The 10,029-nt window shown below is 46.1% G+C and carries 9 protein-coding genes, 1 tRNA gene and 1 riboswitch; all 10 genes read right to left on the bottom strand.

Annotation, left to right across the window (positions count from 1 at the left end; translation table 11 throughout):
- Positions 1 to 160: 160 nt before the first annotated feature.
- Positions 161 to 583 carry a conserved domain protein gene (locus tag RDW05_RS06685; protein ID WP_009144834.1) on the bottom strand — a complete coding sequence of 141 codons (423 nt, stop codon included), beginning with the start codon at positions 581 to 583 and terminating at the stop codon, positions 161 to 163.
- A gap of 397 nt (positions 584 to 980) precedes the next feature.
- A riboswitch (cobalamin riboswitch) is annotated at positions 981 to 1,156 on the bottom strand.
- A 629-nt stretch (positions 1,157 to 1,785) separates the two neighbouring features.
- Positions 1,786 to 2,823, bottom strand: coding sequence for an AbrB family transcriptional regulator (locus RDW05_RS06680; protein ID WP_307978321.1), 1,038 nt, complete (start codon positions 2,821 to 2,823; stop codon positions 1,786 to 1,788).
- Positions 2,824 to 2,828: 5 nt separating this feature from the next.
- Positions 2,829 to 3,479 carry a ribosome biogenesis GTP-binding protein YihA/YsxC gene (yihA, locus tag RDW05_RS06675; protein WP_304271490.1) on the bottom strand — a complete coding sequence of 217 codons (651 nt, stop codon included), beginning with the start codon at positions 3,477 to 3,479 and terminating at the stop codon, positions 2,829 to 2,831.
- Positions 3,472 to 5,805, bottom strand: a complete 2,334-nt coding sequence (gene lon / locus RDW05_RS06670; protein WP_307978318.1) for an endopeptidase La — start codon at positions 5,803 to 5,805, stop codon at positions 3,472 to 3,474. Before lon ends, yihA begins: the two co-directional genes overlap by 8 nt.
- Before the next feature lie 125 nt (positions 5,806 to 5,930).
- Positions 5,931 to 7,178 (bottom strand): ATP-dependent Clp protease ATP-binding subunit ClpX, encoded by a 1,248-nt coding sequence (clpX, locus tag RDW05_RS06665; RefSeq protein WP_021719538.1) that lies wholly within the window; start codon positions 7,176 to 7,178, stop codon positions 5,931 to 5,933.
- Positions 7,179 to 7,203: 25 nt separating this feature from the next.
- A complete protein-coding gene (clpP, locus tag RDW05_RS06660) occupies positions 7,204 to 7,797 on the bottom strand; it encodes an ATP-dependent Clp endopeptidase proteolytic subunit ClpP (protein ID WP_009144839.1) in 594 nt (197 codons plus the stop codon).
- A 36-nt stretch (positions 7,798 to 7,833) separates the two neighbouring features.
- Entirely contained in the window at positions 7,834 to 9,117 is a 1,284-nt protein-coding gene (tig, locus tag RDW05_RS06655) for a trigger factor (protein ID WP_307978317.1), read from the bottom strand.
- A gap of 177 nt (positions 9,118 to 9,294) precedes the next feature.
- Positions 9,295 to 9,369: transfer RNA gene (locus RDW05_RS06650), tRNA-Gly, on the bottom strand.
- A 97-nt stretch (positions 9,370 to 9,466) separates the two neighbouring features.
- Positions 9,467 to 9,754 carry a hypothetical protein gene (locus RDW05_RS06645; RefSeq protein ID WP_307978316.1) on the bottom strand — a complete coding sequence of 96 codons (288 nt, stop codon included), beginning with the start codon at positions 9,752 to 9,754 and terminating at the stop codon, positions 9,467 to 9,469.
- Positions 9,755 to 9,757: 3 nt separating this feature from the next.
- Positions 9,758 to 10,029 (bottom strand): hypothetical protein (locus RDW05_RS06640; RefSeq protein ID WP_307978315.1); only part of this gene is annotated, 272 nt, incomplete at its 5' end.

Raw genomic sequence — 10,029 nt, 5'->3', positions numbered from 1 at the left:
GCCAATCTCGTCTGCTGATGCAGCTCTGTATCCGACCGCTCTCACCCGGTCATCAGGGGACATGTGCCGCATCCTTGCTTGGATAGATTTTAAGAAGCAAACAGCATTTATATACACGGTCACGGTTGTCCAGGCCGTATATAACAAAATAACAGGCAGTTTAATCTGCCAGGAACTCCTGCAGACGTCCATAATTAATCTGGACTCTGCGCAGCTCGTTTTCTTCAGGCATGGTATCATTAAGAATCATGTTGCCTAAAGCAGCACCCGGCTCTGCGCCGCGGTTCTGCATAAAACGGGCATAGTATTCAATCTGCGGAACATCTTCAGCAGCCTTGTAAATAACAGCAGCCTGTTCCAAAGGATCTTCTGCGATAATATAGGGATTTACACCCTCATTGAAGTATTTTTTCAAAAGCTCGCAGATATCAGTCTTTTTGGGATTATATTGTACACGTACGCACTTTACCTCCAGCTCTCCGCTGGCCTTAGCACGTCCGGCCACAACCTCTTCAACGCCTTTCATACCTTCAAAGGCTGCAAGCAGCTCAGCAATTTTGCCTGCCAAATATAATTCTTTCATATCAATAACCTCCCTTTAAACAGCAAAAAATAAAGCCACCACATTTGTGATGGCTGGATTGTCAGCACGACAGCGCACCCCTACGCTGTCGTACTTGAGAGGAGAAAGGAAATGTTCTCAGCTAAAAGAAAAATTTGAGAATGGGATTTGAAAAAACACGATATGTCCAGTACCGTGGACAAGAAGATTGATAGCATCGATGGCCCGGCCACTCTCCAAAAGGTCACAGCCATCACGTGACCTTCAATGGCATAAGAAACAGAAAACCGTTTCTCAAAAAGAATCCTTCACCCAATACGGGCGGGACTTTTGAAAAACGGCGAAATATCAAAAGCTACTAGGCGCACAAACCTATACTACAGCTCTACGACATCTCTCCCCGTCTCTCGCAGGTCAAACGACGATGCATCTTACAGGCAGTTCTTCTGGCTTCGCTTCTTCACGTGTTTCACCTTCCCAGAGGACCCCTCCAGTGGTATAAACGAAACACGCTCCACGTCACAGCGGCGGGACCGTGCCGGACTTTCACCGGCTTCTCTATTGAGCTTTCGCACCTGTAATATCAATATCAACTTGTTGTCTTAATTATAGCAGTTACTATTTACCTTGTCAACCTTTTTCGTGGATTTTTATTTTTGTATTTGTATTCCATGTATGTAACAGTCTTATGTATATTTGTGTCCATTTCTGATTAACTGTTCTTTGTGTTTAATTTACATATAATACAATAAAAAATCTATTATATCAGCAGCAACCGGCTTTAAGGCAATAAAAAACGCCTACAGCTCAGCTGCAAGCGTCTTTACGATTTAGCAATCTTCATTTTTATACCACCTGTTAATGGATATAGTAGAAATTCATTTCATATAAAGCTTTGACAAATTTTTCCAGCATTATTCTCACCTCCCAAAATCAGTGAATCATATACCATTTAAAGTTGCACAGAGTTTCAACAAATTTTTCAAAAGTCATTTTTATATCATCCCTTCTGCTTTATTTTAAGGTCTTGCCTTAATATGCATTAAGTATAACACCTTATGACGTTTTTGTCCACTATGGACTTTTTATGTCCCATTAAATGGTTGAGAAGCTCCAAAGCCTTATAGCATGGTGCTTTACAAGGATTTTACATTGAAAAACAAAGAGGACTGCAAGAAAAATTTTTCTTAAATCATGACAAATTTTTCTGCAATCCTCTAAAATTATGCCTGCTTAGCCTTAAACCACCACGCCAGCAGCGGCGGGATAAAGATATTTATCACCAGCACACGCACCAGCTGATAGGTCAGGATAATCGACACATTCTCACCCATACTCATACCGGCCAAAGACATTTCAGCTATACCTCCCGGCGCCATCGCCAGAAACGCCGTTACCAGCGAAAAGCCGTAGCGTGCTGAAAGCACATTAGCCATACCGATGCTCACAACAATGAGTATCGCCGTACCGATAAGAATATAGGGCACCATTTTTTCGGTTTTTACGATGCGGTCCGCATCAAGCTGCATACCCATAAACAGACCGATGCTGGCCTGCGCCGCCGCCATGAGCCAAAAAGGCACAGGCTGCACACCGCCAGCGAAGACGGAAAATGCAGCCGTTACCAAGATAGGTCCCAACAGTTTCGGCGTCGGCATATGTATTTTCGTTGCTATAAAGCTACCCAATATAGACAAGGGCACTACAACAAGCCAATGCATCCCGCCATGGTTGGGCAATGCTACGCTGCTGCCTGTCACCTGCGCATGCAAAAGCCAGATTACAAGAAACGGCACAGTAATAACTACGCCCAGCAGACGCAGCACTTGCATCACCATGACAACGTTGGGGTTGACCTCCTTGTCGTCCTCGCAAAGCAGCATCGTCAGCGTCATGCCGCCGGGAAGCATACCCATGATGCAGCTTTTGAGGTTTTCCCGCGCCAGCTTTGCCGTAATAAAGGCCAAGGCAATACTAGCGGCTAAAATAACTATCGTTGCCTCCGCTACACCAACCAGCTCAGCCAGAAAGTTATTCCAGGTATCGGCTGTAAAGGTAGAACCGATACCATAGCCCGCAACCATCAATGCATATTCGCGCCATTGCTTAGGCCAGCTCACATCTCTGCGATGCGTCAGTGTTTTGCAAAGCAAAGCAGTCAGCAGACCGCCCAACAAAAACGGTATCGGCAAATGCATACGCACCAGCAGACTGCCCAGGCAAAGCGCCATGATAAAAAGCAACAAGCGGTTTAAAAACATGATTTTTACTCCTGCTCTACGCCGTTAGCAGATAAAGCCTCCATAATACGCGCAATCAGTTCACCGCGCATGGTATGCTGCGAGGAGGAATAAGTGATAATCTCATGCTCCTTCAGGCCCATTTCACGCTTGAAGAGTGCCTTTTGGGACATCGCCGCATTTTTAGACAGCTTATCGGATTTGGTCAGCACAACCTGCACCTTCAGGCCACAGCTGCGCAGCCAGTTGAAGCATTCCATATCACTGTCCATAGGCTTATGACGGATATCAATCAGCTGGCAGACAACACCGAGGTTTTCACTGCCGGATAAATATTTGCTGATAAAGCCGGACCATTGGTCCTTATTATTATGGTTTGTTTTAGCAAAGCCGTAACCGGGTAAATCTACCAGATAAAAAGATGCCCTTTCATCCTCACCCTCAACTACGCGCTTAGCCTCCAGCTCGTAAAAGTTGATGGTCTGCGTTTTGCCCGGAGTAGAGCTTACGCGTGCCAGGCCGTTGCGGCGGCAGAGTGAATTGATAAGCGACGATTTGCCGACATTACTGCGGCCGATAAAGGCAGCCTCAATAAGAGCAGGCTGCGGATATTGGTCTGCGCGTACTGCAGAGGCCACATATTTAGCACGGATAATATCCCAATTATCTTTACTCATTTTTATCCTCCAATGCCAGCTTCAACACATCATCAAGATGCTCAACAGGTATAAACTGCATTTCCTTACGAATATTTTCCGGCAGCTCATCCAGATCCTGCATATTGCGCTTCGGCAGCAGTGCTGTTTTTACACCATACCGGTAAGCGGCAAGCATTTTTTCCTTGATGCCGCCAACAGGCCATACCTTGCCGGACAGGGAAATTTCGCCGGTCATCGCCAGCTTGCCCTTAACCTTTTTACCTGTTAGCGCCGACACCATGGCAGTAACCATAGTTACACCGGCAGACGGACCGTCCTTCGGTACAGCGCCCTCCGGCAGGTGGATATGAATATCCATCGTTTCGCCAAAGTTGGCAGGAATCCCCAAGGCTTCAGCGCGACTGCGAATATAAGTGTAGCCAGCCTGAGCCGACTCCTTCATTACGTCGCCCAGCTGACCGGTAAGCGTCAGATTGCCCTTGCCCTTAAACGCCAGCACCTCTACCTTCAGCAGCTCGCCGCCGACGCTGGTCCACGCCAGACCATTGGCAACGCCAACACTGGATTTCAGACTGATATCATCATCAAGATAAATAACAGGTCCCAGATATTTTTCCAGATTCTTTTCTGTTACCTGAGCACCCTTACCCTTGCCCTTGACAATCTTGAAGGCAACCTTGCGGCAGATACCTGCCAGCTTGCGTTCCAGATTACGCACGCCTGCTTCCCTTGTATAGTCGTGAATTACACGGCGGATAGCCTTTTCGCTGACGCTGACCTTGTATTTTTCCAGACCGTTGAGCTTAAGCTCCTTAGGCAGCAAATGCAGTTGTGCAATCTTAACCTTTTCTTCATCAGTGTAGCTGCTCAGCTGGATAATTTCCAAACGGTCCAAAAGAGCCGGCGGAATAGTATCAACAGCATTTGCTGTTACAATCCAGAATACATGTGATAAGTCAAACGGGAATTCTATAAAGTGGTCACTAAAGCTGTTGTTCTGCTCCGGATCAAGCACCTCTAAGAGAGCAGAAGCCGGATCGCCACGAAAATCAGAAGCCATTTTATCAATCTCGTCCAACAGGAAAACCGGATTCATGCAGCCACAGGTCTGCATACCATGAATAATACGTCCCGGCATAGAACCGATATAGGTACGACGATGACCGCGGATTTCAGCTTCATCACGCACACCACCCAAAGAAATACGGGTAAATTTACGCTTAATAGCCTTGGCAATGCTGCTCGCCAAGCTTGTTTTACCAACACCCGGAGGTCCTACCAGACACAGGATCGGTCCACGTGTACTTTTGGACAGCGCACGTACTGCCAGATATTCCAGGATACGCTCCTTAACCTTTTTCAGACCGTAGTGATCCTTATCAAGAACGTCCTGCGCCTTATCTATATCAAAATTATCCTTGGTGAATTTGCCCCAAGGCAACGCAAGCAAAGAATCAATATAGGTACGGATTACCGCTCCCTCCGGTGTCATCGGCGGCATTTTTGCCAGACGTCCCAGCTCCTTATTGATTTTTTCTGCCACGTTTTGCGGCATCTTCAGCTTGGACATCTGTTCCTTGTACTCAGCGATTTCTGCCTGTACGTCTTCGTTTTCGCCAAGCTCCTTGCTGATAGCCTTAATCTGTTCACGCAGATAATATTCCTTCTGATTCTGCTCCACCTGCTGGTGTACCTGGTCAGAAATATTTTTGGCTACATCGGCAATTTCCTGCTCACGCACCAGAATCTCGTATAATTTACGCAGACGCAGCTTCAGCGGCGCCATTTCCAACAGCTCTTCCTTTTCGGTCAAAGACAGCGGCAGATAACCGACAATAATATCAGGAACCTTGCTTACATCAGCACGCGACTTTAAGGACTGCACTGTATCAGGATTAACCTTTTTCGTAAGCAGAGTCCATTGCTCAAAGGCGTCCAACAGCAAGCGACGCAGTCCTTCCGCTTCAGCATCCACTGCATCGACAGCAGGAACCACTTCTACCTCACCGACAAAGAAATCCTGCTCATTCTCATGAACCTCTGCCGCATGCAGCACATGTACGCGCTCTAAGCCTTCTACCAGCAAACGAACAGCGCCGTTCGGCAGCTGCAGCTTTTGCTTGATGGTTGCCAAAACGCCCCATTCATATAAATCAGCAGCAGTAACATCTTCCTGCTCAGCCTGTTTTTGTCCGACCAGGATAATCTGTTTATCTGTCAATTCAGCTGCGTCAATAGCAGCCATAGATTTTTCTCGGCCGACATCAATATTGGCAATCATGCCAGGAAAAATCAAGATGCCCCTCAAAGCCAGCAGGGGCTTTGTAATTATCAAATTAGCCATATAATCCCTCCTTAAGCTCCCAAAACAAGAGAGAAATTTATTGACAGTACACCATTAAGCGTATACCTGTCATAGCGATAAAATAAGGGAGAAGGTATAATAATCCTTCCCCCTTAGATATTTTGTTATTTTGTAATCATTTGCGGTTCGCAATGCTGGCGTATAGTAGCTTCAGTAACAATGCACTTTGTTACATCATCACGGGAAGGAACATCATACATTACGTTACGCATGGTAGATTCGATAATCGATCTCAGACCACGCGCTCCGGCATTACGTTTCAATGCTTCCTCAGCAATAGCAGTCAAAGCACCAGGCTCGAACTCCAGATCTACGCCATCCATTTCCAGGAAACGCTGGTATTGCTTAACTAAAGCATTACGCGGCTCAGTCAGTATTTGCACCAAAGCAGCCTCGTCCAACGGATTGAGCGTTACTACTACCGGCATACGTCCTGCAAATTCCGGAATAATACCGAACTTCATGATATCCTCGGGCAATACCTTGGCAAATACAGCCTCGTTATCAACCTCTTCCTTACGGCGGATATCAGCACCAAAGCCCAGGTTTTTCTTGCCGACACGGGCATTGATGATATGCTCCAGTCCTGCAAAGGCACCACCGCAGATAAACAGGATATTAGTTGTATCAATATTGATAAACTCCTGATGCGGATGCTTACGTCCTCCCTTAGGCGGAACGCTGGCAACAGTACCCTCAAGGATTTTCAGCAGAGCCTGCTGCACACCTTCACCGGAAACATCACGGGTAATAGAAACGTTTTCAGATTTGCGGGCAATCTTATCGATTTCGTCGATATAGATAATACCACGCTGAGCAGCTTCAATATCATAATCTGCATTGCTGATCAGCTTGAGCAGAATATTTTCAACATCCTCGCCTACATAGCCTGCTTCCGTTAAGGTAGTAGCATCAGCAATAGCAAAGGGAACCTGCAAAATCTTTGCCAAAGTCTGAGCAAGCAGTGTTTTACCGCTACCGGTAGGACCGAGCATCAGAATATTGGACTTCTGCAGCTCCAGGTCACGTTTAGACTCCGGATTCTGGATTTCGTAATTGATTCTTTTGTAATGATTATATACAGCCACAGACAAGGTCTTTTTAGCCTCATCCTGGCCAATAACATACTCATCTAAGATTGCCTTGATTTCCTGAGGCTTCGGCAGATCAGCATTAACCAACTGTTCAGCAGCATCGCTTTCTTTTTCCTCTTCAAGCATTGATTTGCAGAAATCGACACACTCATCGCAGATGTAAACACCGCGACCGGAAATCAGTCTTTTAACCTGACCTTCACGCTTGCCGCAAAAGGAACAGCATGGGTTTCCATCATGTCCTTCATTAAAACTCATATTTTAAATCTCCTTATAGTATATCTTACTCTGCAGATTTACTACGGGAAACAACCTCGTCAATCAGGCCATATTCCTTAGCTTCTTTACTTGTCAGATAATGATCGCGCTCAGTATCAGCAGCAATTTTTTCCACTGTCTGACCGGTATGCTTTGCCAGTACCTGGTTCATTTCTTCACGGATACGCAGGATTTCACGGGCATGGATTTCAATCTCCGTTGCCTGGCCCTGTGCACCACCCAAGGGCTGGTGAATCATAACACGGGAATACGGCAATGCAAAACGCTTACCCGGCGCGCCTGCTGCCAGGAGCACGGATGCCATGCTGGCAGCCATGCCCATGCAGATAGTAGAAACGTCAGGCTTAATATACTGCATCGTATCATAAATAGCCATGCCGGCGCTTACGCTGCCACCAGGACTGTTAATATACAGATGGATGTCTTTGTCCGGATCCTCGGACTCCAGGAACAATAACTGAGCAATGACAACATTTGCCATATTGTCATCAATCGGACCGGTAACGAAAACAATCCTATCCTTCAAAAGACGTGAATAAATATCATAGGAACGTTCTCCACGACTAGATTGTTCAACAACGATAGGCACATAATTCATTTTGTCACACCCCTTTACTGTAAGTATAACCCCAAATTATTTTGCGCTGTCAATAACAACGTGTGCAGCTTTGCGGCGCAGGATGTTAGCCAGCAGCAGGCCCATGGTACCGTTGCCTTTGATGATTTTCTTAACTTCTTCCGGAGCAGCGCCGTGTTGTGCGGAAATAGCAGCGATTTCTGCATCAACGTCAGCCATGTCAACCTGAATGTCTTCAGCTTTAGCGATAGCGTCCAGAACCAGGTCGGTCTTAACGTTTTCTTCAGCAACCGGGCGTTGGTTTTCACGGATTTTAGCCATGTCCAAACCGGTGTATTGCATGTACATGTCCAGGCTCATTTTACGGCTTTCCAGGCTCATTTTCATTTCTTCAACCATTTGGCTGATTTTGTCTTCGATCATGATTTCCGGAACGCTGAATTTAGCGTTAGCTACAGCCAGGTCAATCAGTTCATGCTCGTATTCAGCTTTAGCGTTAGCTTCAGCAGCTTTTTGCATACGCTCTTTGTAGTTAGCACGCAGCTCTTCTACAGTTTTGAAGTCGGTCTTGGAAGCAACATATTCGTCGTTCAGTTCCGGCAGCTCTTTGCGTTTTACGTCTTGGATGTTTACTTTGAAGATAGCTTCTTTGCCAGCCAGGTCTTTAACAAAGTAATCTTCCGGGAAGGTTACTTCTACGTCAGTGGAATCGCCTTTGGACAGGCCAACCAGCTGATCTTCGAAGCCGGGGATGAAGGAGTTGGAGCCAACTTCCAGAGGATAGCCTTTGCCTTCACCGCCGCTGAACGGTTCGCCGTCAACAGTACCTGCAAAGTCGATGATAGCGAAGTCGCCTTTTTCAATTACAGCGCCTTCTTCAGCAACTACCATTTTAGCGTCGCGGCCCATCATGTCTTTAATTTGAGCGTCAACCTGCTCGTCGGTTACTTCAACTTCTTTTTTCTCTACATGCAGACCTTTGTATTCGCCCAGTTCCGGTTCCGGTTTCAGGGTTACTTTAATGGTCAGTTCCATATCTTTGCCTTCTTCGAAGGTAGATTCTTCAACTTTAGGATCGGATACAGGGATCAGTTTTTCCTGGTCCAGAGCTTCGCTGTATGCTTTGTTAGCAACAATTTCAAAAGCTTCTTGTTTTACAGCTTCTTTGCCATAGTGCATTTCGATGATAGCACGCGGAGCTTTGCCTTTACGGAAGCCAGGGATATTTGCCTGGTCAGCAATTTTTTGTACAGCCTTTTTATAGCCTGCGTTTACCTCAGCAGCCGGAGCGGTAATTTTTAAAGTTGCCTCATTTTCTACTCTTTCAACAGTAACGTTCATTAATAAAATCCTCCCTTAAATTTATGTGGGTAAAAAATAATATAATCGGATTAAACTGTCAGCCTTCCTTAGCGAAAATGTGCTGACACAAATCGCTCATAATATCATATCACAATGCTCGCTTCTTGACAATACCAAAAAACCCGACAGACTCAATCTGTCGGGCAAATTTTTAAGTGGAGCGGAAAACGAGATTCGAACTCGCGACCCCCTCCTTGGCAAGGAGGTGCTCTACCACTGAGCTATTTCCGCATGCATCAGCAACGAATATAAGTATAAGGCATTACCGTGTTTTTGTCAACACCTTTTTTGAAAAAAGTTGCGATTTTTTTCAAGTTTTTTCTCGGCCCTATCCTAACCCATTACAACGTGCCAAATCATCATAGACAAGCGCCGCCAAACGCTGCGTCAATTCTTGGTTTTCCGCACAAAGCTTCGTCTGCGACAGCAATGCTTCTAGCTTAGCCTTGTTGCACATCATGCAGCAGCAGGGCATAATGATTTCGCTGACCATATAGGCAGCGGCGCGCAAAGACATTTCATCCTGCAGCAGACTGCCGCTTGCTGCCTTGGATGCGAAAACCGCAAGGCGTATATCCAACGCCCGCGCCAGCTGTTTTTCCAAAACACCGGCCATAGCTTAACGCATGTTTTCGATAAAGTCTTCAAAGGTGTTGATCAATACAGTGTGACCGGTAACCTTCAAATCGCGCAGGTAAGTACCGTAGGATTCATAAACCTCGTCACTCAGCTCCATTTTCAGGCCTTCCTTAACATATTCATCCATCATTTTCAGGATAAAACGGTTAACTTCATTGGTACCGGGCTTAACATTCAAAGGAATAATGCGGCTTTCAGCCTCATATTTTTCAACAACAACCTTCCAGCCACCGGGAACAGGCGGCAGACGGG

Source organism: uncultured Phascolarctobacterium sp. (assembly GCF_902463975.1).
Classification (GTDB): Bacteria; Bacillota; Negativicutes; order Acidaminococcales; family Acidaminococcaceae; genus Phascolarctobacterium_A.
The sequence above is the reverse complement of the archived record's forward strand: the minus strand, read 5'-3'. Positions and strand labels throughout refer to the sequence as shown.

Bases quoted from the DNA above. Each gene is read 5' to 3' on its own strand.
- RDW05_RS06685 (WP_009144834.1), bottom strand. From the start codon at position 583: ATGAAAGAATTATATTTGGCAGGCAAAATTGCTGAGCTGCTTGCAGCC.
- RDW05_RS06680 (WP_307978321.1), bottom strand. From the start codon at position 2,823: ATGTTTTTAAACCGCTTGTTGCTTTTTATCATGGCGCTTTGCCTGGGC.
- yihA (WP_304271490.1), bottom strand. From the start codon at position 3,479: ATGAGTAAAGATAATTGGGATATTATCCGTGCTAAATATGTGGCCTCT.
- lon (WP_307978318.1), bottom strand. From the start codon at position 5,805: ATGGCTAATTTGATAATTACAAAGCCCCTGCTGGCTTTGAGGGGCATC.
- clpX (WP_021719538.1), bottom strand. From the start codon at position 7,178: ATGAGTTTTAATGAAGGACATGATGGAAACCCATGCTGTTCCTTTTGC.
- clpP (WP_009144839.1), bottom strand. From the start codon at position 7,797: ATGAATTATGTGCCTATCGTTGTTGAACAATCTAGTCGTGGAGAACGT.
- tig (WP_307978317.1), bottom strand. From the start codon at position 9,117: ATGAACGTTACTGTTGAAAGAGTAGAAAATGAGGCAACTTTAAAAATT.
- RDW05_RS06645 (WP_307978316.1), bottom strand. From the start codon at position 9,754: ATGGCCGGTGTTTTGGAAAAACAGCTGGCGCGGGCGTTGGATATACGC.